We start from the raw sequence: 25,969 nt of genomic DNA, 5'->3' as shown, positions 1-25,969 counted from the left end.
CCGGGTGCGTCGGTGCGCCGGACGTGTGCCCGCCCGCGCGGGGGCGTCAGTCGTGCGCGAGCGTCGCGAGCGCGTCGAGCACGTCGCGCGCGACGTCCGCCGCGGTGAGGCGGTAGGTCGCAGCCACCTGGTCGCGCGTCGCGTGGTCGAGGAACTGGGCGGGCAGGCCGAGCGCGTGCACCGGCGTGCGCACGCCCGCCTCGAGCGAGCGCTGCGCGAGGAGAGCGCCCACGCCGCCGTCGGCGACGCCGTCCTCGACGCTCACGACGAGGTCGTGCTCGCCCGCGAGCTTGACGAGCGCGCTCGGCATCGGGAGCACCCACGTGGGCGAGGCGACGGTGACGTCCACGCCGTGCGCGGTGAGCGACTCGGCCGCACCGAGCGCGACGCGCGCCATCGACCCCGGCCCGACGAGCAGGACCCGCGCGCGCGGTGCCGCGTCCTGCGCAGCCGCCGGGGCGTCGCCCGGCACGGCGAGCAGGTCGACGCCGTCCACGGTGTCCACGGCGGGCAGCGGGTCCGAGAGCGCGCCCTTGGGGTAGCGCACGACCGTCGGCGCGTCGTCGACGTCCACGGCCTCGCGCAGCGCCGTCCGCAGCGTCGCCTCGTCGCGCGGGGCCGCGAGCCGCAGTCCCGGCACGACGCGCAGCATCGCCATGTCCCACATGCCGTTGTGGCTCGCGCCGTCGTCTCCCGTGATGCCGGCGCGGTCGAGCACGAACGTCACGCCGGCCTTGTGCAGCGCGACGTCCATGAGGACCTGGTCGAACGCGCGGTTGAGGAACGTCGCGTAGACGGCGACGACGGGGTGCAGCCCCGCGAACGCCATGCCGGCCGCCGACGTCGCCGCGTGCTGCTCCGCGATGCCGACGTCGAACGTGCGCTCGGGGAAGGCCTGCGCGAACGGCTTGAGGCCCACGGGCTCGAGCATCGCGGCGGTGATGGCGACGACGTCGGTGCGGCGACGCCCGATCTGCACGATCTCGTCGGCGAACACGCCGGTCCAGCCGAACCGCGAGGGCGCCACCGGCAGACCCGTCTCGGGGTGGATCTTGCCGACGGCGTGGAAGCGGTCGGCGACGTCCTGCTCGGCCGGGGTGTAGCCACGGCCCTTCTCCGTGATCGCGTGCACGATCACGGGCGCGCCGTACGCCTTGGCACGACGCAGCGCGTGCTCCATCGCCTCGACGTCGTGGCCGTCGACGGGCCCGACGTACTTGATGCCGAGGTCCTCGAACATGCCCTGCGGCGCGACGACGTCCTTGAGGCCCTTCTTCAGGCCGTGCAGCCACTCGTACGCGAACCGCCCGGGCGCGCCCGACCGGTTGAGCGTGCGCTTGCCCCACTGCAGGAAGCTCTCGTAGCCGTGCGTCGTGCGCAGCGTGGACAGGTGGTGCGCGAGGCCGCCGATCGTCGGCGAGTACGAGCGCCCGTTGTCGTTGACGACGATCACGAGGCGCCGGTCCTGGCTCTCGGCGATGTTGTTGAGCGCCTCCCAGGCCATGCCGCCCGTGAGGGCGCCGTCGCCGATGACCGCGACGACGTGCCGGTCGGTGAGGCCGCGCACGACGTTCGCCTTCGCGATGCCGTCGCCCCACGAGAGCGCGGTCGACGCGTGCGAGTTCTCGACGACGTCGTGCTCCGACTCCGCGCGCGACGGGTAGCCCGAGAGACCGCCCTGCTTGCGCAGCGCGGAGAAGTCCTGGCGCCCCGTGAGCAGCTTGTGCACGTAGGACTGGTGGCCCGTGTCGAACACGAACGTGTCCGTGGGCGACGAGAACACGCGGTGCATCGCGATCGTCAGCTCGACCACGCCGAGGTTCGGGCCGAGGTGGCCGCCCGTGCGCGAGACCGAGTCGACGAGGAACGCGCGGATCTCCGCGGCGAGCTCTCGCGCCTGCCCCGGGGTCAGCCGTTGCACGTCCTCGGGCGAGGTGATCGTGCCAAGCAGGCTCATGCAGATGCTCCGTTCCGTTCCCGTGCGTCCAGCCCGACAACTCTAGGTGGTCGCGGCACGTGACCCGCGCACCGGTGCGCGGGGCGACGGGACCTTCACGTCATTGACGCACACTCCGGCGCCCGACGCACGGACCGCGCGCGAGCGGAAGATCACTTCCGCACTGCGGACAACGGCGGTGCCCGACCTCGTACGATGGACCCATGCGCTTCCTGCCCGGACAGTCCCCCGCGACCGACCTGACGTACGGCGACGTCTTCCTCGTCCCGTCGCGCTCGGAGGTCGCGTCGCGCTTCGACGTCGACCTCTCCTCCGACGACGGGACGGGGACCACGATCCCGGTCGTCGTCGCGAACATGACGGCCGTCGCCGGTCGCCGCATGGCCGAGACGGTGGCCCGCCGCGGCGGCCTCGCGATCATCCCGCAGGACGTGCCGACCGACGTCGTCGCGGACGTCGTGGCCGACGTGAAGTCGAAGGACCCCGTCATCGAGACCCCCGTCGTCGTCGGCCCGCACGACACGGTCCACACCGCCCTGACGCTCGTCGGCAAGCGGTCCCACGGCGCGGCGGTCGTCGTGGACGGCGGGCGTCCCGTCGGGGTCGTCACGGAGGCCGACTGCGCGGACGTCGACCGCTTCACGCAGGTGCACCAGGTCATGACGACCGAGCCGCTCGTGCTCGACGCCGCCGTGCTCGACGGCGGCCGCGCCGGCCTCGAGGCCGCGTACGAGCAGCTCCACTCCGCCCGCCTCAAGGTCGCGCCCGTGACGCGCGACGGGTCGCTCGTCGGGGTCCTCACCCGCAAGGGCGCGCTGCGCTCGTCCGTGTACACGCCCGCGCTCGACGCGCTCGGCCGCCTGCGCGTCGGCGCCGCGGTCGGCATCAACGGCGACGTCGCCGCGAAGGCGAAGGAGCTCCTCGCGGCGGGCGTGGACGTGCTCGTCGTCGACACCGCGCACGGCCACCAGGCGAAGATGCTCCAGGCGCTCGACGCGGTGCGCTCGGTCGGCCCGGACGTCCCCGTCGTCGCGGGCAACGTCGTCACCGCCGACGGCGTGCGCGACCTCGTGGCCGCAGGCGCGGACATCGTCAAGGTCGGCGTCGGCCCGGGCGCGATGTGCACGACGCGCATGATGACGGCCGTCGGGCGCCCGCAGTTCTCGGCCGTCCTCGAGTGCGCGGCCGCGGCGCGCGAGCTCGGCAAGCACGTGTGGGCCGACGGCGGCGTGCGCCACCCGCGCGACGTCGCCCTCGCGCTCGCCGCGGGCGCGTCGCAGGTGATGATCGGGTCGTGGTTCGCCGGCACCTACGAGTCGCCGGGCGACCTGCACGACGACGGCACCGGCCGCCTCTACAAGGAGAGCTTCGGCATGGCGTCGGCGCGCGCGGTCGCGGCGCGCACGGCCGGCGGGTCGCCGTTCGAGCGCGCGCGCAAGGGCCTCTACGAGGAGGGCATCAGCTCCGGCCGCATGTTCCTCGACCCCCAGCGTCCGGGCGTCGAGGACCTGCTCGACCAGATCACGTCGGGCCTGCGCAGCTCCGCGACCTACGCGGGCGCCACGAGCCTCGCCGAGTTCGCCGAGCGCGCGGTCGTCGGCATCCAGTCGGCCGCGGGCTACGAGGAGGGCCGCCCGCTCCCGGTGAGCTGGTGACGGGCGACACGGACTCGCGCACCTCCGCGCGCGACCAGCTCGCGGCGGCCACGCGCGACGGCGGCGCGTGGCCCGAGCCCTGGCGCCACGCCGTCGGCCCCGTGCGCGACGACGCCCGCCGGGCCGCCGTCCTCCTCCTGTTCGGCGTGCTCGACCACGCGCCCGCCGAGCACGTCACGCCCGCCGTCCCGCGCGCGCTCGACGTGCTCCTCCTCGCGCGCGCCTCGACGCTCGGTCACCACCCGGGCCAGGTCGCGTTCCCCGGCGGCCGCCTCGAGCCCGGCGACGACGGGCCCGTGGGCGCCGCGCTCCGCGAGGCGCGCGAGGAGACGGGGCTCGACCCGGACGGCGTCGACGTCCTCGGCCCGCTGGGCGAGCTCCCGCTGCCGGTGAGCAACCACCGCGTCACGCCCGTGCTCGCGTGGTGGGCGCGCCCCACGCCGGTCCGCGCCGTCGACGCGGCCGAGTCGGCGCACGTCTTCCGCGTCCCCGTCGCCGACCTGCTCGACCCGGAGCGCCGACGCACCGTCACGGTGCGGCACGCCCGCCGCGTGCACCGGAGCCCGGGCTTCCTCGTCGAGGCCGACGGCCGCGAGCACCTCGTGTGGGGGTTCACGGGCGGCGTCCTGGACGCGCTGTTCGACCGCCTGGGCTGGACCGAGCCCTGGGACCGCACGCGCACGGTCCCCGCCCCGCTCTGAGCCACCCTGCGTCGCGCCCGCGCGGCCGTGCGTCAGGAGCCGTCCGGCTCCGACCTTCCCGCGAGCCGCGTGCCGAACGCGGGCGTGCCCGTGAGCGTCGCGTACGAGCGCCGCACGACCTCCTCGAGCACGGCGAGGTCGACGGCGTCGAGGTCCTTGAGGTAGAGGCACCCCTTGCCGACCGTGTGCGGCCCGAGCCGGGCCAGCAGGTCGGTGTGGGCGTCCACGCCGTCCATGAGGTAGACCGTCGTCGCGGCCTTGCGCGGCGAGAAGCCGGCCGCCGCGGTGTCACCCTCGCGCCCGCTCGCGTAGCGGTAGTGGTACGAGCCGAACCCGACGATCGACGGCCCCCACAGGCGCGGCCGCTCTCCCGTGACGCGCGACAGCATCTCCACGAGCCGCCGGGCGTCGCGTCGGCGCACCGGGTGCTCGACCGACGCGAGGTACGCCTCCACGTCCGCGTCGGTCGGCTGGGTCTTGTTCTCGCTCGCGGCCATGGCACCAGTCTCTCGTGGCACGACGCCGTCGTGGCGAGATCGGCAGTCACATGCCGGCTCGGCACGTGCGACCGCCGATCTCGCCACGACCTGCCGATCTCGCGTCGGCCGCGCGCGGAACCCCGGAGACGACGGCGGGGCGCCCACCTCGAGAGGTGAGCGCCCCGCCGGGGCGTGCGTCCCGCTGGCTCAGGCGACGAGTCCAGCCGGTCGCCCGAGTCCTGCGTTCCGCTGCGGGCGAGTGCCTCGTTCCTCGGCCCTCACCCTGCGCTGCACTCCGGACTCAGGCGACGAGCGAGCGGAGCACGTACTGCAGGATGCCGCCGTTGCGGTAGTAGTCCGCCTCGCCGGGGGTGTCGATGCGCACGACGGCGTCGAACTCGACCGTCGTCCCGTCGCCCTTCGTCGCGGTGACCTTCACGGTCGACGGCGTGGTGCCGTCGTTGAGCGCCGTGATGCCCGCGATGTCGAACGTCTCGGTGCCGTCGAGGCCGAGCGACTCGGCGTTCTCACCCGCCGGGAACTGCAGCGGGAGCACGCCCATGCCGATGAGGTTCGAGCGGTGGATGCGCTCGAAGCTCTCGGTGATGACCGCCTTGACGCCCAGGAGCGCGGTGCCCTTGGCCGCCCAGTCGCGCGACGAGCCGGAGCCGTACTCCTTGCCGCCGAGGATGACGAGCGGGGTGCCCTGCGCGGCGTAGTCCTGCGCGGCGTCGTAGATCGTGTCCTGCGCGTTCTTCACGAAGTTGAACGTGTACCCGCCCTCGACGTTGTCGAGGAGCTGGTTGCGCAGGCGGATGTTCGCGAACGTGCCGCGGATCATGACCTCGTGGTTCCCGCGGCGCGAGCCGTAGGAGTTGAAGTCTCGGCGCGCGACGCCGTGCTCCGCGAGGTACTTGCCGGCGGGCGAGTCCACCTTGATGGCGCCCGCGGGGCTGATGTGGTCGGTCGTGACCGAGTCGCCGAGCTTGGCGAGCACGCGCGCACCCGAGATGTCCGTGACCGGCGACGGCTCCATGCCCATGCCGTCGAAGTACGGGGGCTTGCGCACGTAGGTCGACTCGGCGTCCCACGCGAACGTGTCGCCCTCGGGGGTCTCGAGCGCACGCCAGCGCTCGTCGCCCGAGAAGACGTCCGCGTAGTCCTTGGTGAACATGTCGCGGTCGATCGACGCGTCGATCGTCGCCTGCACCTCCTCCGGCGACGGCCAGATGTCCTGGAGGAACACCGGCTCGCCGTGCGGGTCCGTGCCGAGCGGCTCGCTGTCGAAGTCGAAGTCCATCGTGCCCGCGAGCGCGTACGCGATGACCAGCGGCGGCGACGCGAGGTAGTTCATCTTCACGTCGGGGTTGATGCGGCCCTCGAAGTTGCGGTTGCCCGACAGGACCGAGACGACCGACAGGTCGTGCTCGTTGACCGTCGCCGAGATCTCCTCGGCGAGCGGGCCCGAGTTGCCGATGCACGTGGCGCAGCCGTAGCCGACCAGGTGGAAGCCGAGCTTCTCGAGGTACGGCCAGAGGCCGGCCTTCTCGTAGTAGTTCGTCACGACCTGCGAGCCCGGCGCCATCGACGTCTTGACCCACGGCTTCGACGCGAGGCCGCGGTCGACGGCCTTCTTGGCGAGCAGAGCCGCCGCGAGCATGACCGACGGGTTCGACGTGTTGGTGCACGACGTGATCGAGGCGATGACGACGTGGCCGTGGTCGAGCTCGGTCTGCGTGCCGTCCTCGAGCGTCACGGGGACGACCTTGTGCGGGCGCTTCGCGCTGTCGGCGTGGCCCGGGGCGACCGGGTGGTCGGACTCGTTGTCGTGCGCGGCCGCCGCGATCGGGTCGGACGCGGGGAACGTCTCCTCGACCGACTCGTCGAGACCGGTGAACGGCGCGGCCTCGTGCGCGTCGACGTAGTCGAGGATCGCGGACGCGAACGACTCCTTCGCCTCGCCGAGCTCGATGCGGTCCTGCGGGCGCTTCGGGCCGGCGATGGACGGGACGACCGTCGACAGGTCGAGCTCGAGGTACTCCGAGAACACGGGCTCGACGTAGCCGTCGGCCTCCGGGTCGAGCCACAGGCCCTGCTCCTTGGCGTACGCCTCGACGAGCGCGAGCTGCTCGTCGCTGCGGCCCGTGAGGCGCAGGTAGTCGATCGTCACGCCGTCGATCGGGAAGATCGCGGCGGTCGAGCCGAACTCGGGGCTCATGTTGCCGATGGTCGCGCGGTTCGCGAGCGGCACCTGGGCCACGCCCGCGCCGTAGAACTCGACGAACTTCCCGACGACGCCGTGCTGGCGCAGCATCTGGGTGATGGTGAGCACGACGTCGGTCGCGGTCACGCCCGCGGGGATCGAGCCCGAGAGCTTGAAGCCGACGACGCGCGGGATGAGCATCGAGACGGGCTGGCCGAGCATGGCCGCCTCGGCCTCGATGCCGCCGACGCCCCAGCCGAGCACGCCGAGGCCGTTGACCATCGTCGTGTGCGAGTCGGTGCCGACGCACGTGTCGGGGTACGCGCGGAGCACGCCGTCGACCTCGCGGGTCATGACGGTGCGCGCGAGGTACTCGATGTTGACCTGGTGCACGATGCCGGTGCCCGGGGGGACGACCTTGAAGTCGTCGAACGCCGTCTGGCCCCAGCGCAGGAACTGGTAGCGCTCGTGGTTGCGCTGGTACTCGTACTCGACGTTGCGCTCGAACGCGTCGGCGCGGCCGGCGACGTCGATCTGGACGGAGTGGTCGATGACCATCTCGGCCGGCGCGAGCGGGTTGATGCGCGACGGGTCGCCGCCGAGCTCGGCGACGGCCTCGCGCATCGTGGCGAGGTCGACGACGCACGGGACGCCCGTGAAGTCCTGCATGATCACGCGCGCCGGCGTGAACTGGATCTCGGTGTCGGGCTGCGCGTCCGGGTCCCAGGACGCGAGCGCGCGGACGTGGTCCGCGGTGATGTTGGCGCCGTCCTCCGTGCGCAGGAGGTTCTCGGCGAGGATCTTCAGGCTGTACGGGAGGCGCTCGACACCCTCGACGGCGGAGAGGCGGAAGATCTCGTACGAGTTCTCACCGACCTCCAGCGTTCCCTTCGACCCGAACGTGTCGACGCTGCTCACTCGTAGCTCCTTCGTGGCGAGACGGTGGCACGGATGCCATGGTTCAGGGGGCTTCGCCCAGCCTACGCCGGGCCGGCGCGCCGCCCCCGCCAGGCCCCGGAGGGCTGCTGGGGCGGTGGTCGGCGGCTCGTCCACGACCCGCTGCGACCTGCACCGCGACCAGCATACCCCATATATCTTGACGTCAAGATATATGGCTCGCACCCGTGTGCACGGCCCCGCGCCGCTCGTCGGCCGGGCGCCCGCCCGGAGGCCCGGGAGCGCCGTCGTCAGAGGTCGCAGTCGCAGAGCAGGTTGAGCTCGACGACCTGCTCCCCCTCCTCCGGGCGCGCCCACGCCTCCGCCTCGGCGCGCGTCGCGAAGCTCCGTCCCGCGAGCCGTCCGTTCGCCAGCAGGACGCTCACGCCCACGACGTCCCGGACGTCGTCCGTCTCTCCCGTCGTCACCCTCGGTCCTCTCCGCCCGCCGCCCTCGCGCGGGCCACCTGGTCGTTCCGCCCCTCTCCCGGGGAACGCGCGGGGAGGCGCGTTCATGCCCGGCGCGCGCACCGCTGCGACCCGACGGACCGAGGCCCGCCGAGCCCGGGCGAGGCTCAGCGCGTGAGGACGGCGACCGCCTCGAGGTGGTGCGTCATGGGGAAGAGGTCGAACGCGCGCAGCGCGGAGAGCCCGTAGCCGTGGTCGGCGAGGTAGGCGACGTCGCGCGCGAGGGCCGCCGGGTCGCACGCCACGTACACGACGCGCGACGGGCGACGGGCGGCGATCGCCTCGACCACGGCGCGCCCGGCGCCGACGCGCGGCGGGTCCAGCACGACGACGTCGGCGTCGGCCGGCTCGTCCGCGAGGACGCGCTCGACCGGCCCGTGGTGCAGCGTGACCCGGTCGATCCCGTGCGCGTTGCGTCGTGCGTCGCGCACCGCGCGGTCGTCCCCCTCGACCGCGACGACCGAGCCCGCGCTCCCGACCGCCTCGGCGAGCGGGGTCGTGAAGAGACCGGCGCCCGAGTAGAGGTCGAGCACGCGCGCGCCGTCGACGTCGCCCACCCCGTCGAGGACCGCGCGGGTCAGCGTGGCGGGCGCCTCGCGGTGCACCTGCCAGAACCCGGCGGCCGCGACGCGGTAGACGTGCTCCTGGTCGCCGAGGGCGACGCGCTCGACGACGCTGCGGCGCGCGTTGGGTCGCTGGTCGGGCGACCCGCCGCGCCAGGGCGTGCCGTCCACGAGGAGCACGGGCGCCGAGCCGACGGGGGCGACGAGCTCGATGCGCGTGCCGGGGCGCCACGTGCGCGTGAAGACCTTCTCGTGCACGGCGAGGTCCGCGGCGTCCTCGCTCGCGAGCGGCATCGACTCGAGCGGGACGACGTCGTGCGAGCGGAAGCGGTGCATGCCGGCCCGTCCCCCGCCGTCGGCCACGAGGTCCACGCGCGTGCGGTAGGCGAGGCCGCCGCGCTCGTCGTCGCCGGGCAGACCCTCGACCTCGACCTGAGGGTGAGACTCATCGAGGTCGATCCCCGCGATCCGGCGCAGCTGCTCGGCGAGGACGTCGCGCTTCCAGCGCCGCTGCGCGGGGAGGGCCACGTGCGCGAGCTCCCCGCCGCCCACCCCGCCGGGACCGGCCTCCGGCCACACCGACGGCACCCGGTCGGCCGACGCCTCGAGGACCTCGACCGCGTCCGCGCGCCAGAACTTCGCGGCGTCGCCGCCCTCCGTGACGCGCGCGCGGACGCGCTCGCCGGGCAGCGCGTGGCGCACGAAGACGACGCGGCCGTCGTGCCGCGCGACGCAGTGCCCGCCGTGCGCGACCGGGCCGACCTCGAGCTCGACCTCGACCTCAGGTCGAGGCTCGACGCGCGGCGACCGCCGGGTCTGGCGCCCCGAGCGCCGGCCCGGACGGCGCGGGACGTGCCGGGGCTCGAACGGGTCGGAGGGCACGGCGGGACCACGCGAGGAGGACGGCATGCCCCCAGTATCCCGGACGCGGCCGTCGCTCGCCGCCCGTCAGTAGCCGGTGAAGCGCTGGCGGAACCCCTCGCCCTCGAGGCCCGTCTGGCCCTGCGACGAGGAGAGCTGCCACGGCACGGACGCCACGACGACGCCGGGCGTGAAGAGCAGGCGACCCTTGAGTCGCAGCGCGCTCTGGTTGTGCAGCAGCTGCTCCCACCAGTGCCCCACCACGTACTCGGGGATGTAGACCACCACGAGGTCGCGCGGCGACTCGCGCCGCACCGAACGCACGTAGGACAGCACGGGTCGCGTGATCTCCCGGAAGGGCGAGTCGAGCACGCGGAGCGGCACCGGGAGGTCGAGCGCCTCCCACTGGCGCATGAGCTCGTCGACGTCGTCCGGGTCGACGCCGACGGTGACGGCCTCCAGCACCGACGGGCGCGACGCGCGCGCGTACGCGAGCGCGCGCATCGTCGGCCGGTGGATCTTCGACACGAGCACGATCGCGTGCACGCGGCTCGGCAGGGCGCGCGCCGCGGTGGCCTCGTCGTCGCCGAGCGCGAGCTCGTCGCGCACCGTGTCGTAGTGCTTGCGGATCGACCGCATGAGCACGAACACGAGGCCCATGGCGAGGATCGCGATCCAGGCGCCGTGCGTGAACTTCGTGACGAGCACGATGACGAGCACCGTCGCGGTCATCGCGAGGCCGACCGCGTTCACCGCGCGCGAGCGGCGCATCCGCGAGCGCTCGCGCGGCTGGTGCTCGGTGCGCAGCGCGCGCGTCCAGTGCCGCACCATCCCGAGCTGGGAGAGCGTGAACGAGACGAACACGCCCACGATGTAGAGCTGGATGAGGCGCGTGACCTGCGCGTCGAACGCCCAGATGAGCACGATCGCGGCGACGGCGAGCGTGATGATGCCGTTCGAGAACGCGAGCCGGTCGCCGCGCGTGTGCAGCTGCCGGGGCAGGTAGCCGTCCTTGGCGAGGATCGAGCCGAGCACCGGGAAACCGTTGAACGCGGTGTTGGCCGCGAGGACGAGGATGATCCCCGTCACCGCCGAGACGACGTAGAACAGCACCGGCACGCCGCTGAACACCGTCTCCGCGAGCTGCCCGAGCACCGGGTGCTGCACGTAGTCGGCGGGCAGCGGCTCGCCGTCGAGCGCGAGCTGCGTGTGCGGGTCCTCCGCGTAGTGCACGCCCGTCGCGCGCGCGAGGAAGAGGATGGACAGCATCATCACGGCGGAGATGCCGCCGAGCAGCGCGAGCGTCGTCGCCGCGTTGCGCGACTTCGGCTTGCGGAACGCGGGGACGCCGTTGCTGATCGCCTCGACGCCCGTGAGCGCCGCGCACCCGGACGCGAACGCGCGCGCGACGAGGAACGCGCCCGCGATCCCGATCAGCCCCTGGTCGAACCCGCTCTCGGCCGTGAGCTCGAACCGCGCGCTCTCCGCCTGCCCCAGCGAGCCGGTGACGTACCGGAAGAACCCGACGACCGCCGTCGTGCCGATGGCCGCCATGAACAGGTAGACCGGCACCGCGAAGAACGTGCCGGACTCCTTGACCCCGCGCAGGTTGACGAGCGTGAGCAGCACGACGAGACCGATCGCGAACGCCGCCTCGTGGTCGCGCAGCGCGGGGATCGCGCTCGCCGCGTACTGCGCTCCCGAGGAGATCGACACGGCGACCGTGAGCACGTAGTCGACCATGAGCGCCGACGCGACGCCGACGCCCGCGGTCGGTCCGAGGTTGACCGTCGCGACCTCGTAGTCGCCGCCGCCCGACGGGTAGGCGCGCACGTTCTGGCGGTAGGACGCGACGACCGTGAGGAGCACGACCACGACGGCGAGCCCCACCCACGGGGAGATCATCGTGGCGCTGAGGCCCGCGATCGCGAGGGTCAGGAGGATCTCGTCGGGCGCGTACGCCACGGACGAGAGCGCGTCCGACGCGAAGACGGGCAGGGCCACGCGCTTGGGGAGCAGCGTGTGGCCCAGGTGCTCGCTGCGGACCGGCCGCCCGAGCAGCAGCCGCTTCGCGGCATCAGCGATCTCCGACACGAGGCCTCATGCTATGCCCGCCGTCGCCCGGCCGCGCTGGTGCGCGCCGGGCGGGCCGCCGGACGGTAGCGTTCGACTCGTGCACTTCGTGATCATGGGCTGCGGCCGGGTCGGCGCGACCCTCGCCCAGTCCCTCGAGTCGAGCGGGCACTCGGTCGCCGTCGTCGACCAGAACCCTGACGCGTTCCGCCGCCTCTCCTCCGAGTTCACCGGGAAGAAGGTCACGGGCGTCGGGTTCGACCGCGACACGCTCGTGCAGGCCGGCATCGAGGACGCGTACGCCTTCGCCGCGGTCTCCGACGGCGACAACTCGAACATCCTCTCCGCGCGCGTCGTGCGCGAGACGTTCGGCGTCGAGAAGGTCGTCGCGCGCATCTACGACCCGCAGCGCGCGGAGATCTACCAGCGCCTCGGCATCCCGACCGTCGCGACCGTGCGGTGGACCGCGGACCAGGTGCTGCGCCGCATGCTGCCGTTCGGCGCGACGGACGAGTACCGCGACCCGTCGGGCCGGGTGCGGCTCGCGCAGGTGGACTTCCACCCGGGCTGGATCGGGCGGACCGTGCGGGCCATCGAGGACGCGACCGGCGCGCGCGTCGCGTTCGTCAGCCGGTTCGGCGACGGGACCGTCGTCACCGAGCGCACCGTCCTGCAGGAGAACGACGTGCTGCACGTGATCATGGAGGACGAGCGCGCGGCCGCCGTCGAGCGCCTGCTCACCCACGCACCGAAGGTCGAGGCCGAGTGATGCGCGTCGTCATCGCGGGAGCGGGCTCGGTCGGCCGCTCGATCGCCCGGGAGCTCCTCAGCCACGACCACGAGGTCATGCTGATCGACAAGCAGCCGGCGGCGATGCGCGTCGCCCAGGTCGCCGAGGCGGACTGGCTGCTCGCGGACGCGTGCGAGCTGTCGTCGCTCGCGGACGCGAAGGTCGACGAGTGCGACGTCATCGTGGCCGCGACGGGCGACGACAAGGTCAACCTCGTCGTGTCCCTGCTCGCGAAGACGGAGTTCGGCGTGCCGCGCACGGTCGCGCGCGTCAACAACCCGAAGAACGAGTGGATGTTCGACGAGTCGTGGGGCGTGGACGTCGCCGTCTCGACGCCGCGCATCATGACGGCGATGGTCGAGGAGGCCGTCGCCGTGGGCGACCTCGTCCGCATCTTCACGTTCCACCAGTCGGGCGCGGACATCCTCGAGGTGACGCTCCCGCCGGGGTCCCCGCTCGTCGGTCGCCGCGTCGGTGCCGTCCCGTGGCCGCCGGACACCGTGCTCGCCGCGATCGTCCGCGGCGCGCGCCCCATCGCGCCCAGCCCGGACGACACGCTGGAGGTCGGCGACGAGCTCCTGCTCGTCACCGGGAGCGAGGCGGACGAGGACGCGCTGCGCCGGCTCCTCGCCGACGCGCCGGACGAGCGGACGGCGACGCCGGACGACGAGCCGCAGCAGGCCGTCGAGTCCCCGGTGCCGGCTCCCGAGGCCGACGACGACGCCCCGCTGCAGGCCCCCGAGGCGACCGACGACGCGCGGTGACGCGCCGTCCGCCGGCGGGTGGTCGCGCTACGCGGCCGGACGGTCCGCGGCGGGACGGTCCGCGACGGCGTGCGGACGACGCACGAGGACCCACGTGAGCCACAGGACGAGCGCCCACAGCGGGATGCCCATGACGAGCCGCGCCGTGCCGAGCCAGCCGACGTCGCCGTCGAGGTACAGCGGCACCTGCACGGCGAGGCGCGCCGCGAACAGGCCGATCCAGAGCCACGTCGCGGCCGTGTAGCGGCGCAGGAGCGCGCGGTCGGACCGCCACGCGCGCGCCCAGCGCGCGAACGCGCCGGGCTCCCCCGGCTCCGCGGCCGCCGTGCCGTCCGGCGACGCCGGATCGCCCGGCTCGCCCTCCGCGCGCGCGTCGTCGGCGGCCGCGGGCGACGTCGTCGCCGCCCCCGCGCCGAAGCCGCTGCGGAAGCCCTCGACGACGAGACCGACGAGCGGCCAGCGCACCAGCACCGAGACGAGGAGCGCGACGAGGTACGCCGCGTTGGTCCACAGCCCCCAGGCGAAGTAGTCCTGCGCCTCACCCGAGCGCCACGCCCAGATCACGCCGATCCCGACGCCGAGCAGCCCGCCGAAGGCCTGGGTCACGGGCGTGCGCTGGACCAGACGGGCCGCGACGGCGACGAGCGCGGCGGCCACGGACGTCCACAGCGCCCACGGAAGGTTCGTCGTCGCGACGTACACGACGACGAACACGAGCCCCGGGGCCACCGACTCGACGAGCCCGCGGACACCGCCGATCGCGTCCGCGACCGAGAACTCCTGACCGGCGAGCGCCCGGACGCCGCGCGCGCGGCCGTCCTCGGGCGCCGCGACGTCGTCGACGACGGTCTCCGCGACGTCGGCGTCGTGGGCCGCGGACGGCTCGTCGGCGTCGGGACGCTGCGCGGGGCCGCTCGGGTCGCTGCTGGGTGTCATCTCGTGGCGTCCTCGGTGGCTCGGGGTCGGTCGGCCGCGGTCCCGGCGACGGGTCCGGCGCGGCCGCGGCGGACCCGCAGGATCGTACGGCACGGCACGGCACGGTGCGGCGGGCGCCGCCGCGCGTCACTCCCCCGGCTTGGCGAGGAGCTCGTAGCGCGGGTTGAAGATGGTGCGCCGCCCGTCGACGTCGCACACGAGGCCCTCGACGAGCGCGCGGCGCCCCGGCTCGATCCCCGCGATGCGGCGACGGCCGAGCCATACGAGGTCGACGACGCCGGAGCCGTCGAACAGCTCGACCTCGACCGTCGGGACGCCCTCGCGCGGCCGCAGCACGACCGAGCGCAGGACGCCGGAGATCTTGGCGCGGCGGCGGTTGGGCAGGTCGGAGACGGCCCGGCAGCCCTTCTGCCGCGCCGCCTCGGTGCGCTCCTCGTCCGCGGCCAGCTCCTCCTGGGAGGCGAGCGCCGTGCGCCAGGCGTCGCGCAGCGTGGGGGCCATGTCAGCGGATCTCCGTGATCTCCGGCCCGCGCGTGAGGGGGTCGAACGAGGGCGTCGCAGGGGTTCCGGCGGGAGCAGGCGGCGTCGCGGCCGGGCCCTTGCCCGGCAGGTGCAGCGCGAGCAGGTCGCGCGGGGGGCGCGGGCTCTGGTCGCGGACGACGACGATGTTCGCGAACACCGACTCGAGCAGCCGCGCCTCGGCCGGGTCGACCGCGGCCTTGCCCGTGAGGACGCCGCGCAGGAACCAGCGCGGGCCGTCGACGCCGACGAAGCGCGCGGGCCGCACGCCGGGGCGACCGTCCGGCGTCTGGGCGGGGATGCGTGCGAGCAGCTCACGGCCGAACGGGCCGGGGATGTCGTCGACCGTGCCGCCCTGCTTGGTCACCGAGGCCGCGATCTCGCCCCGGATCTCGTCCCAGATGCCCTCGGTGCGCGGCGCGGCGAACGCCTGCACCTGCAGGCCCGAGCCTGCGACCGCGCACGCGACGCCCGTGATGCGCTGGGTCTTCTTGTCGACCTCCATGCGCAGCTCCATGCCCGGGACGCCCGGCAGCCACACGGCACCGAGGTCGAGGCGCGGCCCGCGCTCGGGGACCTGCGAGGAGTCGAACGGGCCGCGGGCCGGCTTCTCGTCCGCGACCGCGGGGGCGGGCGCGCCGGCGTCGACCTGCTCGGGCGCGGTGCCCGACGGCTCGGGCGACTCGGCCGGCTCGGACGACCTGGAGCGACGGAACAGACCCACGGACGAACTCCTTCACCTGCCCGGCACTCGGCCGGGACTCCTCACGGGGCGCTCGCCCCGCACTGATTCCACACTAGCCCGCGCAGCGGCGGGTCGGGAGCGCCGGTCAGGGCGCGGGCGTCCACCCGCCGCTCGACCCGAATCCGCCCTCGCCGCGGTGCGAGCCGGGCAGCCGCTCGGCCTGCACGAACCGCGCCCGCTCGACCCTCTGCACGACGAGCTGCGCGACCCGGTCGCCGCGGCGCAGCACGACGCTCTCGCGCGCGTCGGTGTTGAGCAGCGTCACCTTGATCTCGCCGCGGTACCCGGCGTCGACCGTGCCCGGGGCGTTGACGACGGTGACGCCGTGCTTCGCGGCGAGGCCCGAGCGCGGGTGCACGAACGCCGCGTACCCGTCGGGCAGCGCGATCGACACGCCCGTCGGCACCACGGCGCGCTCCCCCGGCGCGAGCTCGACGTCGACGGTGGTCACGAGGTCCGCGCCCGCGTCGCCCGGGTGGGCGTAGGCGGGCAGCGGGACGTCGTCGAGCAGCGTGATGAGGACGTCGACGTCCCCGGTCGTGGGCTGGTGGTGGTTCGGCACCCGCCAGAGCCTAGTGGTCCCGCGGAGGCCGGGCGAGCACGTCGGGCCGCTCCGCGACTGCTGGGATGATGGACCCATGACCGACGCCGCCGACCGCAGCATCCCGTCCTCGACCCCGGCCGCCGCCGGGAACGCCGGCCCGAGCGCGCCGTCGTACCAGGAACGGCTCCTGCCCGGCGTGGGCGGCTGGGCCGCGGCGCTCGGCTTCGCCGCGGTCCTCGGGATCGCGCTGTGGCCCGCGAGCCACGCGATCGCGCTCGGCGTGGGCGCGCTCGCCGCCGCGGCCGGCGTCGTGGCGCTGTGGTGGACGTCGCCGGTCGTCGCGGTCGCCGACGGCGAGCTGCGCGCCGGGCGGGCCCACATCCCCGTCAGGCTGCTCGGCCAGGTCACGACGCTCGACGCCGAGGCGATGCGCGTCCAGCTCGGACCGCGCCTCGACGCGCGCGCGTACGTGTGCCTGCGCGCGTGGGCGCGCACCGGCGTGCACGTCACGCTCGAGGACCCGCAGGACCCCACGCCGTACTGGCTCGTCTCGACGCGCCACCCGCAGCGCCTCGCCGACGCGCTGCGCGCCGCGCGCGCGGCCTGAACCGCGTCGCCCCGGTCGAGCCGCGGACGACCCCGCGGGGACGACGCCGACCGCCGCAGACGACGACGGCCGCCGCCCCGGGGAGGGGGCGACGGCCGGCAGGGTCGTCGTGCGGTGCGGCTCAGGCGGCGCACTCCGAGCAGATCTGCTGCCCGTTCTTCTCGTACGCGAGCTGGCTGCGGTGGTGCACGAGGAAGCAGCTCGCGCACGTGAACTCGTCCGCCTGACGAGGCAGGACCCGGACGGAGAGCTCCTCGCCGGACAGGTCGGCACCGGGCAGCTCGAAACCTTCCGCCGCCTCGGTCTCGTCCTCGTCAACGACGCCCGAGCTCTTGTCGGAGCGACGAGCCTGGAGCTCCTGGAGCGAGTCCTCGCTGAGCTCCTCTTCACTCTTGCGGGGGGCGTCGTAGTCTGTTGCCATCTGTGGGGTCACTCTCCGGAGTATTCGTCGATCGCGACAGTGCCCGTCCGGACCGCCGGCCAGGGGCCGGTGTGCCGGTCGGCACAGGTGCGGGGCGCGGGGGGCACCCCGTGACGTGGCGTGCGTCGAGGTCGTCGCTGCACGTGCACGCTGATCAATGCGCGGCGCACCGGAATTGTTCCCGGCGGGCCCCCGGATTCTGCACCATTTCGCGAGGCGTTGCACCCCGTACGGCGCACGTCGTGCGGTGTCGTTCGTCACGGGCGAACACGCGCCCGCTCGAGGAGGGCGGGCGGCCCTCGCCGACGCCCCCGCCGGGACCTCAGGAGTCCCTGTCGGCGTCCACGTCCTCGAGGACCCGGACCAGCCGGGCGACCGCCTCGGGCGGTCCGGCGACGACCATCTCGCGGTCCGCCGGACGCCCGCGCAGTCCGGTCACCCGCGCGCCGGCCTCCTGCGCCACGAGCGCGCCCGCCGCCATGTCCCACGGGTTGAGGCCCCGCTCGTAGTAGAGGTCGAGCTCTCCCGTCGCCACGAGGCACAGGTCGATCGCCGCCGAGCCCAGCCGGCGGATGTCGCGCACCTGCGGCAGCACGTCGACGAGCACGCGGGCCTGCGCCCGACGGCGGTCGGCGTCGTACCCGAAGCCCGTCCCGACGAGGCACTGCCCGAGGCCGGTCTCGGCGTTGACGCGCACGGGGCGGCCGTCGAGCGTCGCGCCCGCGCCGAGCCCCGCCGTCCACGTGCGGTCGTCGACGACCGAGTGCACCGCCCCGGCGAGCACCGTCCACTCGCGCGGGTCGGGCGGGCCCACGACGGCCGCGACGGACACCGCGTACGACGCGACGCCGTAGAGGTAGTTGACCGTCCCGTCGACGGGGTCGATCACCCACGTGATCCCGGACGTGCCGGACGACGAGCCCTCCTCCTCGCCGAGGATCGCGTCGTCCGGACGCGCCGCCGCGATCTCGCGCCGCAGGAGGGCCTCGGAGTCCGCGTCCATGCGCGTGACGACGTCCGTCGCGGTCGACTTGGTCGCCGCCACCTCGACCTGGTCGGGGCGGCCGGAGCGCACGAGCTCGCCCGCCTCGCGGGCGAGGCGCTCGGCGAGGTCGCGCAGGTCGGCCACGGTCACGTCGTCCGGCAGGCGGGGGTCGTCGATGAAGAGGCGCACGGCTCACATCCTGCCCGACCCGCGGCGCCCCGTGCGACCTTCCCACGGGCCGGGGGCCGCCCAGCCGAGCCGGAGCGAGAGCAGGCGGAAGCCGAGCACGAGCGCGAGGACGCCCGCCTGGGACAGCGGACCGAGCGCGCCGAGCCCCGCGAGCGCGGCGGTCAGCGCGGCGCCCGCGAGCGCCGGGATCGCGTAGAGCTGCTTGTCCTGGAACAGCAGCGGCGCCTCGTTGGTGAGCAGGTCCCGCAGGATGCCGCCACCGACGCCGGTGAGGACGCCGACGAAGACCGCCGCGAGCGGGCCGACCCCGTACTCGAGCCCCTTCATCGTGCCGGACAGGACGAAGAGCGCGAGCGCGCCGGCGTCGAGCACGATGATGCTGCGCCGCAGGCGCTCGAGCCGCGGGTGCCAGAAGAACGTCACCGCGCCGGCGAGGACCGCGGCTGCGACGAGCCGCCAGTCCGAGATCCCGACGGGCGGGATCGCGCCGATGAGGACGTCGCGCAGGAGACCTCCGCCGAGTCCCGCCGCCCACGCGAGGACGAGCACGCCGACGAGGTCGAACCGCTTGCGCACCGCGGCGAGCCCGCCCGACAGCGCCGCGAAGAAGACGCCGGCGAGCTCGAGCGCGTCGCCGGGCACCAGGTCGAGGATCACACCCCGCATCATCCCAGCCGGGCGCGCGACCGCCCGGGAGCCGCGCGCCGAGTCCGCGGCACACCGCGCGTGCTGCGCCGCTCGCGGGTGGGACGATGGCACCCTCGAGACAGCGGTGCGGCGGACGTCACGGTCCGCGGAGCCCGGCGGGCCCCCGGACGGCCCGCCCGGCGACGGGGACCTCGCGGCACCGCGAGCGCCACCGGGCGCGGCGACACGGGAGGACCCATGGACGAGCTGGAGCTGGTGAGACTGCACGAGGACGGGGAGCACCTCGTCCTGCGCGCGACGGGCGGCGCGCAGTTCACGCTGCCGATCACCGAGGCGCTGCGCGCGGCCGTGCGGCGGGACCGCCCGCACCTCGAGCACCTGCGCGCGGAGGGCGAGCGCAACCTCGCCCCGCGCGAGATCCAGGCGCGGCTGCGGGCCGGCGACACCGTCGAGGCGGTCGCCGAGGTCGCGGGACTGGCCGTCGAGCACGTGCGCCGGTTCGCCGGCCCGGTCGTCGCGGAGCAGGAGTACGTGGTGGAGCGCGTCCGCGGCTCGCGCCCCGGGCACGAGGAGGACTCGCCGACGGTCGGCGAGCTCGTCGCGCAGCGGCTCGCCGCGCGCGACGTCGACCCGGAGTCCGTGGACTGGAGCGCCGCGCGCGAGCACGGCGCGCCGTGGGTCGTGACGGCCGCGTTCGAGGTCGGCTCGGGCAGCCGCGCCGCACGCTGGTCCTACGACCCCGGCACGCGCGTGCTGCAGCCGCTCGACGACGAGGCCCGGTGGCTCGCGGGGACGGACGCCCCGCAGGACCCGACGCCGGGTGCGGTCGCCGTGTTCGACGTCGACGCGACCGGTCGCGGGCGACGCGGCGGGCCGCCGGCCGACGACGGGACGGCCGAGCTGCTCGACGACCTCAGCCAGCGCCGTGGGGTGCGCCCGCGGCGCGCGCCCGGCGGCCCGGTCGAGGTCGAGGGACAGGAGCCGTTCGAGGGCTTCGGGCCGCAGGTCGGGCGCGTGCCGGACGAGCGCGACGACTCCCCCGCGCCGTCGGGCGCGACGGTCGTCCACCTCCCGACGATCCGGCCGCTCGACGACGCCCCGACGGACGCCGCGGCGCCGTCCGGGGGCGACGCCCCGGAGGGGCGCGACGACGTGCCCGCGGAGAGCCGGCCCCGCGACGAGCACCCGTCGGCGTCACGCCCCGCGCCCGACGCCGACGCGCCGCCCGCCGCGGCCGAGCCGCCGCACGCGGGCCGCCCGCAGGGCGCGCGCGAGCCGCGCAGGGGGAAGAACCGCTCGCGTGCCAAGGTGCCGAGCTGGGACGAGATCGTGTTCGGGGCGCGCCCGGAGTAGTCGCCGGCTCGGGCCGGCGACGGCGGGCGCGAGCCGGTGACTCGCGACGACCCGGTCGACGGAGCCGTCGGGTGCGGTCAGCGCGGCAGGTCGAGCGCGAGCCCGTCCTGGGTCGCGAGGCGACGGGCGACGGTCGTCGTCATGCGGCGCATGTGGTGGCGACGGCACAGGACCTCGTAGCCGATCTCGCCCGACCCCGCGTCCACGTCCCCGACGACGACCTGGTCGCCCTCGACGACCATGCGGCCGTCCACGGTGCGGGCGTTGTGCGTCGCGCGCCGCCCGCACCAGCACAGCGACTCGACCTGCAGCACCTCGACCCGGTCGGCGAGCTCGATGAGCCGCGCCGACCCGGGGAACAGGCGCGTGCGGAAGTCGGCCGTGATCCCGAACGCGAACACGTCGATCTCGGTCTCGTCGACGAGCCGGGCGAGCTGCTCGACCTGCGCCGGGGAGTAGAACTGCGCCTCGTCGCACACCAGGTAGTCCACGGGCACGGGCTCGGCCGTGACGAGCGACCAGAAGTCGGTGTCGTCGTCGACCTCGCGCGCGACGACCTCGAGCCCGAGGCGGGACGACAGCCGGTCCGACCCCGCGCGGTCGTTGCGCGAGAAGATCAGCCCGCGGCGCCCGCGTGCCGCGTGGTTGTGGTCCAGCTGGAGCGCGAGGGTGGACTTGCCGCAGTCCATGGTCCCGGAGAAGAAGACGAGCTCGGCCATCGGGGGCGTTCCTTCGCGAGGTCGGTCGGGCGGGGTCGGACGGCGGGTCGGGCGGGCTCAGGTGGCCGCGACGAGGAGCGGCACGCGCATCTCGCGCTCGGTGAGCGAGCCGTGCACCCCGACGAGGCCGAGCGACGCGGGCGTCTGGGTGCGCGAGTCGACGACCGTCGCGCGGCCGCGCATCGCGACCACGACGTCACCGGCCGCCGCGACCGCGTCCGGGCGCGGGTCGGGCCCGAGCAGGCCGCGCGCGAGCACCTCGTCACGGCCGAGGACGAGCGCGTCCTCGCCCAGCGCGTCGCGCCAGCGCTCGGCGACGGCCTCGGCCTCCCCCGGCTCGGCGTAGACGTGCACCGCGCGCGGCTCGCCGCCCACGAGCGCCACGCCCCGCGACAGGACCGGGTCGGTCGCGACGTCGCGGCGCAACGCCGGGTCGACGTCGACCATGCCGTGGTCCGCGGTGACGAGCACGAGCGTGCCCGTCGGGACCGACCGGACGAGCCGGGCGAGCTCGCGGTCGAGCGCCTCGAGCTCGTCGCCCCACTGCCAGGACGCGCTGCCGTGGTGGTGGCCGGCCTTGTCGACCTCGCCCCAGTAGACGTACACGAGGCCGGGGCGGGCGAGCGCACGCACCGCGGCGTCGACGCGCGCAGGCAGTCCCTCGCCCGCGGCGTAGGTGCCGCCGCGCAGGGCCGCGAGCGTCATCCCGGACCCGGCGAACCGCGCCGGCCCGGTCGACGTCACGGCGAGCCCGGCCGCGGCGACGCGCTCGAGGACCGGCTGCTCGCGCTGGAGCTCCGCGGGCGGCGGGGCGCCGTCCCACGACACCATGTTCGCGAGGCCACCGGTCACGGGGTTGCGCTGGGTGTACCCGAGCATGCCCGTGCGGCCGGGCGCCGTCCCGGTGCCGAACGCGCCGATCGCGGCGGCGGTCGTGCTGGGGAACGTCGAGGTGAGGGCGCGCGCGTCGGGCAGCAGGGAGCGCAGGAACGGCGCGTGCCCGGCCCGCTCGGCGAGGTTGAGGTGCCCGAGGCCGTCGACGAGCACGACGCACACCCGCTCGGCGCGGGGCAGGTCGAGAGCCGTGCGCGCGCGCTCGCTCGCGACGCCCGTCGCCGTCGTGAAGCGCACGCCGAGCGCGCCCGCCGCGGCGGGGAGCACCGCGGCGAGCCCGCCGTCGCCGTGCTCGGGGGCGAGCAGCCCCACCGGGAGCGCCGGAGCCGCCGGCAGACCGGCCTCGTCCGCGCGTGCCTCGCTCACCGGGCGCTGTGCCTAGCCGTGGCGCGCGAGAGCGCGCGCGCGAAGTCGACCGCCGCGCGGACCGCGTCGCGACCCTCCGCCTCGGCGCTCACGCGCACGACGACGTCGTCGGGGGTGATCTGGCCGGTGAGGCCGTGGTCGGCGTCGCACGCCGGGTCGGGGCACGTGGCCGGCTCGAGGTCGACGCGCGAGACGGCGCCCCAGCCGAGCGCGAGCGTCACCTCGAGCGGCGCGGTCCCCGCGCGGTGCTCGTGCGGCTCCGCGACGACGTGCGTGAGGGACACCGAGCGCACCTCGGCCAGCGGGACCGACTCGGTCGTGGCCGCGGCGGACGCCGACGGGTTCTCGCTGTCGGCGGGGTGGTCGTCCACGTGCGCGGTGACGAGGCGCGTGGGCGTGAGGACGAGCACCGTGAGGTGGCGACGCACCTCGGCCGCGTCGAACGTCGTCTCCGGCAGCACGAGGTGCGAGACGATCTCCTCCCCCGCGACCGCGAGGTCGAGGACGTCCGCGACGAGCTCCGGGTAGTAGCCGGCGCGGTGGAGCTGGGTCGTCAGGTCGGTCCAGGCGTTCGATGTTGCTGAGGGCACCCGCGCATTCTCCCATCCGGCGCACCGCCCCGGCCACCTGCCGCGGCGGCGCTGTGGACCGCGGGACGCCGCGGACGGCGGCGTCAGCCGGGCAGCGCGCGCCGGAGCGCGTCGGCGCGCTGCGCGTCGGCGAGCGTCACGCGCGCGCTGAGCACGGCGGCGTCGTGCTCGGACACGACGACCGGGTAGAGCTCGAGGCTGCGCACCTCGGGCAGGTCGTCCGCGAGCACGGACACGCGCGCGAGGACGTCCTCGAGCGCGGCCGTCGCGACCGCGTGCGTGCCCATGTACCCGAAGAGCCGCGGCGCGGCCCGCACCGAGCGCACCATCGCCGCGACGTCGACGTCCGTGAGCGGCGGCACCCCGTACGCCACGTCGCCCAGCAGGTCGACGGCGTCGCCCGCGAGGCCGAACGACACGACCGGGCCGAACAGCTGGTCCTCGGTCGAGCGGATCACGCACGCCACGCCCGCGTCCGCCATCGCCTGGATCTCGAACGGCTCGTCCGCCGCGGCGGGCAGCACGGCCGCGAGCGCCTCGCGCATCTGGGCGACGTCGGTGCGCAGCTCGGTCTCGTCCCCGATGTCGAGCCGGACGCCGCCGAGGTCCGCGCGGTGCCGCAGCCCGGCGGCGGTGCTCTTGAGCACGACGGGCCACCCGACCTCGTGCGCGGCCGCGACGGCCTCGTCGGCGGTGCGGACGCGACGCGCCGGCCAGACCCGCACGCCGTAGCACGCGAGGAGCTCGGCGGTCGTGGCCGGGTCGAGCTCGACGGCGTCCTTGTCGCCGAGGGTGCGCTCCACGAGCGCGCGGGCGCGCGCGGCGTCGGTCCCCGCGGGGCGCACGACCGTGCCGTGGTCGGCCTCTCGCCAGCGCGCGTACCGCACGACGGCGCCGAGCGCGGCCACCGCGTCCTCGGGCGTGGAGTACGCGGGGACGCGGCGCAGCCCGTCCGGCGCCGCGTCGTCGGCGGCCGGGGCGGCGAGCTCGTCGGTGAGGCCGTGGAGCCCGAGCATGCTCGCGACCGTCGTGCGCCCCGTGCGTGCCGCCGCGGCGGCGACCGCGCGCGACACGTCCTCGCGCCGCGGCCGGGCCACGGGGACCTGGACCACGACGACGACGTCGCACGCGTCGGGCGCGTAGAGGGCGTCGACGGTCGCCGCGACGTCCTCGGCGGACGCGTCCTCGGGCAGGAAGTCGGTGCGCGCGACGACGAGCCCGGCGGACGACGACGCCTCGGCGACGAGGGCCGCGAGCGAGGCGGAGCTCGCGAGGATGCCCACGCGGCGGCCGCGCGGGAGCGGCTGGTGCGCGAGGAGCTGGGCGATGTCGATCATGTGGTGCGTGTTCTCGGCGCGGATCACGCCCGACTGGCGCAGCATCTCCTCGAGCGTGCGGCGCGGCGCGCGCGTCGAGCGCACGGCGTGCCCGGGCGGGACGACGTGCCCGGAGCGCCCGGCCGTGACGACGACGACCGGCTTGACCGACGCGAGGCGGCGCGCGATGCGGGAGAACTTGCGCGGGTTGCCGATCGACTCGAGGTACAGGCACACGACCTGGGTCGCGGCGTCGTCCTGCCAGTACTGCATGAGGTCGTTGCCGGAGACGTCGGCCCGGTGCCCTGCGGACAGGAACGACGACACGCCGAGGCCGCGCCGCGCCGTCGTCGCGAGGAGCGTCACGGCCATGGGCGCGGACTGGCTGAACAGGCCCACCACGCCGGGTGCCGGGAGGTCGTCGGCGAGGGTCGCCGCGAGCGCGGGGCGTTCGCGCGCGTCGCCCGTGCGGAGCAGGCCGTAGCTCGCGGGTCCCACGACGCGCAGCCCGGCGGTGTGCGCGACGCGCAGGAGCTCGCGCTGCAGCGCGAGGCCGTCAGGCCCCGTCTCGGCGAACCCGGCGGAGAGCACGACGACGCCGCGCACCCCGAGGCGGGCGAGCTGGCGGACCGCGTCGATCGCGTCGGGCGGGGGCAGCGCCACGACGGCGAGCTCGACCGGGCCGGGGACGTCGGCGAGGCGCGCGTGCTCGTGCGGCCCGGCGCCGTCGTGGGCCGGGAGCGGCGCGTCCGCGGCGTCCTCGTCGGGGGGCACGCCCACGACGTGCACGGTGACGTCGTGGCTGCGCACGAGCGCCGCGAGCGCGCGCCGGGCGAGGACCCGGTCGAGGGCCTCACCCGGACGGTCGGGCACGTCGCGGCGCGGCGCTCCGGGCCCGACGAGGACGACGCTCGTCGCACCGAGGAGGCCCTGCATGCTCCGGGCCTCGGCGCGGTGCTCGCGGTCCGCCATGACGGCGCGCGACCGCTCCGTGGGGTCGAGGTCGACGCTCACCTGCACGAAGCCGTCGTCCATCTGCTGGTGCACGTCGTACCCGGCCTCGCGGAACACCGCGAGCATCTTGCCGTTCTGCGGGAGCACCTCCGCGGTGAAGCGGCGGACGCCGCGCTCGCGCGCCGCGGCGGCGACGTGCTCGAGCAGCACGGACCCGAGCCCGCGGCCCTGCGCGGAGTCCGCGATGTTGAACGCGACCTCGGCCTCCGCGGGCCCGGTGCGGTCGAAGCGCGCGACGCCGATGATGTCCTCGTCCGCGTCACCGGGGGCCGCGTCGGGGGCGCCGTCGCGTGGCCGGACCGCGACGAGCGCGACGCGGTCGGCGTGGTCCACGTGCGTGAAGCGCTCGAGGTCGCGCTCGGACAGCCGCTCCATGGGGGCGAAGAAGCGCAGGTACGTCGAGCGCTCGGACTGGCCGACGTGGAAGCGCTGGAGCGCGTCGGCGTCCTCGGGGCGGATCGGGCGCACGTGGGTCGTCGTCCCGTCGCGCAGCACGACGTCGGCCTCCCACTCCACCGGGTACGTGTCCGGGCCCTGCCCGGCTGCGCCGCCGTCGCTCACGTGCCCAGGCTATGCGGTGCGACGCGCCGTGCGCCTGCGCCACCCCGCCCCGACGGGGGAGGACAATGGTCCCGGCAGCCGTGGTGAGTCGGCGTGTCGGCGCCGTGGCGTAC

23 protein-coding genes are annotated in these 25,969 nt (G+C 75.2%); 6 read left to right on the top strand and 17 right to left on the bottom strand.

Annotated features, from left to right (window positions below; all coding sequences use genetic code 11):
• Positions 1-46: 46 nt before the first annotated feature.
• The gene (dxs, locus tag GYH36_RS06280) at positions 47-1,957 is read right to left on the bottom strand and encodes a 1-deoxy-D-xylulose-5-phosphate synthase (RefSeq protein ID WP_115942463.1); all 1,911 of its coding nucleotides are present in this window, start codon (positions 1,955-1,957) and stop codon (positions 47-49) included.
• 203 nt (positions 1,958-2,160) lie between these two features.
• On the opposite strand from dxs, the gene guaB1 reads away from it, so the two are divergent.
• Positions 2,161-3,612, top strand: coding sequence for a GMP reductase (guaB1, locus tag GYH36_RS06275; RefSeq protein ID WP_155098934.1), 1,452 nt, complete (start codon positions 2,161-2,163; stop codon positions 3,610-3,612).
• Positions 3,609-4,313: an NUDIX hydrolase gene (locus GYH36_RS06270; protein ID WP_162289398.1), complete on the top strand. Its 705-nt coding sequence runs from the start codon at positions 3,609-3,611 to the stop codon at positions 4,311-4,313. Before guaB1 ends, GYH36_RS06270 begins: the two co-directional genes overlap by 4 nt.
• Positions 4,314-4,345: 32 nt before the next feature.
• Here the strand turns inward: GYH36_RS06270 and GYH36_RS06265 are convergent, their stop codons facing one another.
• The 5 genes from GYH36_RS06265 to GYH36_RS06250 form a co-directional block, all read right to left on the bottom strand.
• Complete coding sequence (locus GYH36_RS06265; RefSeq protein WP_155098933.1) at positions 4,346-4,810, bottom strand: DUF1801 domain-containing protein; 465 nt, start codon at positions 4,808-4,810, stop codon at positions 4,346-4,348.
• A 283-nt stretch (positions 4,811-5,093) separates the two neighbouring features.
• The gene (locus tag GYH36_RS06260) at positions 5,094-7,913 is read right to left on the bottom strand and encodes an aconitate hydratase (protein WP_162289397.1); all 2,820 of its coding nucleotides are present in this window, start codon (positions 7,911-7,913) and stop codon (positions 5,094-5,096) included.
• A 269-nt stretch (positions 7,914-8,182) separates the two neighbouring features.
• Positions 8,183-8,359 carry a hypothetical protein gene (locus GYH36_RS19270; RefSeq protein ID WP_155098932.1) on the bottom strand — a complete coding sequence of 59 codons (177 nt, stop codon included), beginning with the start codon at positions 8,357-8,359 and terminating at the stop codon, positions 8,183-8,185.
• A gap of 146 nt (positions 8,360-8,505) precedes the next feature.
• Entirely contained in the window at positions 8,506-9,870 is a 1,365-nt protein-coding gene (locus GYH36_RS06255; protein ID WP_155098931.1) for a class I SAM-dependent RNA methyltransferase, read from the bottom strand.
• Positions 9,871-9,909: 39 nt separating this feature from the next.
• Positions 9,910-11,916 carry an APC family permease gene (locus GYH36_RS06250; RefSeq protein ID WP_162289396.1) on the bottom strand — a complete coding sequence of 669 codons (2,007 nt, stop codon included), beginning with the start codon at positions 11,914-11,916 and terminating at the stop codon, positions 9,910-9,912.
• A gap of 94 nt (positions 11,917-12,010) precedes the next feature.
• On the opposite strand from GYH36_RS06250, the gene GYH36_RS06245 reads away from it, so the two are divergent.
• Together GYH36_RS06245 and GYH36_RS06240 are read left to right on the top strand one after the other, a co-directional pair.
• Positions 12,011-12,664 carry a potassium channel family protein gene (locus GYH36_RS06245; protein ID WP_024839526.1) on the top strand — a complete coding sequence of 218 codons (654 nt, stop codon included), beginning with the start codon at positions 12,011-12,013 and terminating at the stop codon, positions 12,662-12,664.
• Positions 12,664-13,449: a potassium channel family protein gene (locus GYH36_RS06240; protein WP_162289395.1), complete on the top strand. Its 786-nt coding sequence runs from the start codon at positions 12,664-12,666 to the stop codon at positions 13,447-13,449. Before GYH36_RS06245 ends, GYH36_RS06240 begins: the two co-directional genes overlap by 1 nt.
• A gap of 27 nt (positions 13,450-13,476) precedes the next feature.
• Here the strand turns inward: GYH36_RS06240 and GYH36_RS06235 are convergent, their stop codons facing one another.
• The 4 genes from GYH36_RS06235 to dut form a co-directional block, all read right to left on the bottom strand.
• Positions 13,477-14,385 (bottom strand): DUF3159 domain-containing protein, encoded by a 909-nt coding sequence (locus tag GYH36_RS06235; RefSeq protein ID WP_115942458.1) that lies wholly within the window; start codon positions 14,383-14,385, stop codon positions 13,477-13,479.
• Between the two features lie 126 nt (positions 14,386-14,511).
• Entirely contained in the window at positions 14,512-14,886 is a 375-nt protein-coding gene (locus tag GYH36_RS06230; RefSeq protein WP_024839523.1) for an OB-fold nucleic acid binding domain-containing protein, read from the bottom strand.
• Between the two features lies 1 nt (position 14,887).
• On the bottom strand, positions 14,888-15,628 hold the full coding sequence (locus GYH36_RS06225; RefSeq protein WP_115942457.1) for a DUF3710 domain-containing protein: 741 nt from the start codon (positions 15,626-15,628) through the stop codon (positions 14,888-14,890).
• A 106-nt stretch (positions 15,629-15,734) separates the two neighbouring features.
• A complete protein-coding gene (dut, locus tag GYH36_RS06220; RefSeq protein ID WP_312028526.1) occupies positions 15,735-16,211 on the bottom strand; it encodes a dUTP diphosphatase in 477 nt (158 codons plus the stop codon).
• A gap of 76 nt (positions 16,212-16,287) precedes the next feature.
• On the opposite strand from dut, the gene GYH36_RS06215 reads away from it, so the two are divergent.
• Positions 16,288-16,800, top strand: a complete 513-nt coding sequence (locus GYH36_RS06215) for a DUF3093 domain-containing protein (protein WP_162289394.1) — start codon at positions 16,288-16,290, stop codon at positions 16,798-16,800.
• A 121-nt stretch (positions 16,801-16,921) separates the two neighbouring features.
• Here GYH36_RS06215 and GYH36_RS06210 read toward each other — a convergent pair whose 3' ends face one another.
• The 3 genes from GYH36_RS06210 to GYH36_RS06200 form a co-directional block, all read right to left on the bottom strand.
• Entirely contained in the window at positions 16,922-17,221 is a 300-nt protein-coding gene (locus GYH36_RS06210; RefSeq protein WP_021483601.1) for a DUF4193 domain-containing protein, read from the bottom strand.
• Positions 17,222-17,543: 322 nt separating this feature from the next.
• Positions 17,544-18,395, bottom strand: a complete 852-nt coding sequence (locus GYH36_RS06205; protein WP_312028525.1) for an inositol monophosphatase family protein — start codon at positions 18,393-18,395, stop codon at positions 17,544-17,546.
• Between the two features lie 3 nt (positions 18,396-18,398).
• A complete protein-coding gene (locus GYH36_RS06200; RefSeq protein ID WP_024839518.1) occupies positions 18,399-19,052 on the bottom strand; it encodes a trimeric intracellular cation channel family protein in 654 nt (217 codons plus the stop codon).
• 228 nt (positions 19,053-19,280) lie between these two features.
• On the opposite strand from GYH36_RS06200, the gene sepH reads away from it, so the two are divergent.
• Positions 19,281-20,396: a septation protein SepH gene (sepH, locus tag GYH36_RS06195; RefSeq protein ID WP_162289393.1), complete on the top strand. Its 1,116-nt coding sequence runs from the start codon at positions 19,281-19,283 to the stop codon at positions 20,394-20,396.
• A 77-nt stretch (positions 20,397-20,473) separates the two neighbouring features.
• On the opposite strand, the gene GYH36_RS06190 is transcribed toward sepH, so the two are convergent.
• From GYH36_RS06190 to GYH36_RS06175, 4 genes are all read right to left on the bottom strand, one after another.
• Positions 20,474-21,115, bottom strand: a complete 642-nt coding sequence (locus tag GYH36_RS06190; protein ID WP_024839516.1) for a thymidine kinase — start codon at positions 21,113-21,115, stop codon at positions 20,474-20,476.
• Positions 21,116-21,172: 57 nt separating this feature from the next.
• Positions 21,173-22,375, bottom strand: coding sequence for an alkaline phosphatase family protein (locus GYH36_RS06185; protein WP_312028524.1), 1,203 nt, complete (start codon positions 22,373-22,375; stop codon positions 21,173-21,175).
• Positions 22,372-22,965, bottom strand: a complete 594-nt coding sequence (locus GYH36_RS06180) for a DUF5998 family protein (RefSeq protein WP_024839514.1) — start codon at positions 22,963-22,965, stop codon at positions 22,372-22,374. The genes GYH36_RS06185 and GYH36_RS06180 overlap by 4 nt, the downstream gene beginning before the upstream one ends.
• A gap of 83 nt (positions 22,966-23,048) precedes the next feature.
• The gene (locus GYH36_RS06175; RefSeq protein WP_162289392.1) at positions 23,049-25,856 is read right to left on the bottom strand and encodes a GNAT family N-acetyltransferase; all 2,808 of its coding nucleotides are present in this window, start codon (positions 25,854-25,856) and stop codon (positions 23,049-23,051) included.
• Between the last annotated feature and the right edge of the window lie 113 nt (positions 25,857-25,969).

Origin of the sequence: Cellulosimicrobium composti, from assembly GCF_010287905.1 — a bacterium.
Taxonomy (GTDB): domain Bacteria; phylum Actinomycetota; class Actinomycetes; order Actinomycetales; family Cellulomonadaceae; genus Cellulosimicrobium; species Cellulosimicrobium composti.
Note: the sequence above shows the minus strand (reverse complement) of the source record. Positions and strands in the feature narration are given on the sequence as shown.

Coding starts and splice junctions, on each gene's coding strand:
- dxs (WP_115942463.1), bottom strand. CDS start 1,957: ATGAGCCTGCTTGGCACGATCACCTCGCCCGAGGACGTGCAACGGCTG.
- guaB1 (WP_155098934.1), top strand. CDS start 2,161: ATGCGCTTCCTGCCCGGACAGTCCCCCGCGACCGACCTGACGTACGGC.
- GYH36_RS06265 (WP_155098933.1), bottom strand. CDS start 4,810: ATGGCCGCGAGCGAGAACAAGACCCAGCCGACCGACGCGGACGTGGAG.
- GYH36_RS06255 (WP_155098931.1), bottom strand. CDS start 9,870: ATGCCGTCCTCCTCGCGTGGTCCCGCCGTGCCCTCCGACCCGTTCGAG.
- GYH36_RS06245 (WP_024839526.1), top strand. CDS start 12,011: ATGGGCTGCGGCCGGGTCGGCGCGACCCTCGCCCAGTCCCTCGAGTCG.
- GYH36_RS06240 (WP_162289395.1), top strand. CDS start 12,664: ATGCGCGTCGTCATCGCGGGAGCGGGCTCGGTCGGCCGCTCGATCGCC.
- GYH36_RS06235 (WP_115942458.1), bottom strand. CDS start 14,385: ATGACACCCAGCAGCGACCCGAGCGGCCCCGCGCAGCGTCCCGACGCC.
- GYH36_RS06230 (WP_024839523.1), bottom strand. CDS start 14,886: ATGGCCCCCACGCTGCGCGACGCCTGGCGCACGGCGCTCGCCTCCCAG.
- GYH36_RS06215 (WP_162289394.1), top strand. CDS start 16,288: ATGACCGACGCCGCCGACCGCAGCATCCCGTCCTCGACCCCGGCCGCC.
- GYH36_RS06210 (WP_021483601.1), bottom strand. CDS start 17,221: ATGGCAACAGACTACGACGCCCCCCGCAAGAGTGAAGAGGAGCTCAGC.
- sepH (WP_162289393.1), top strand. CDS start 19,281: ATGGACGAGCTGGAGCTGGTGAGACTGCACGAGGACGGGGAGCACCTC.
- GYH36_RS06190 (WP_024839516.1), bottom strand. CDS start 21,115: ATGGCCGAGCTCGTCTTCTTCTCCGGGACCATGGACTGCGGCAAGTCC.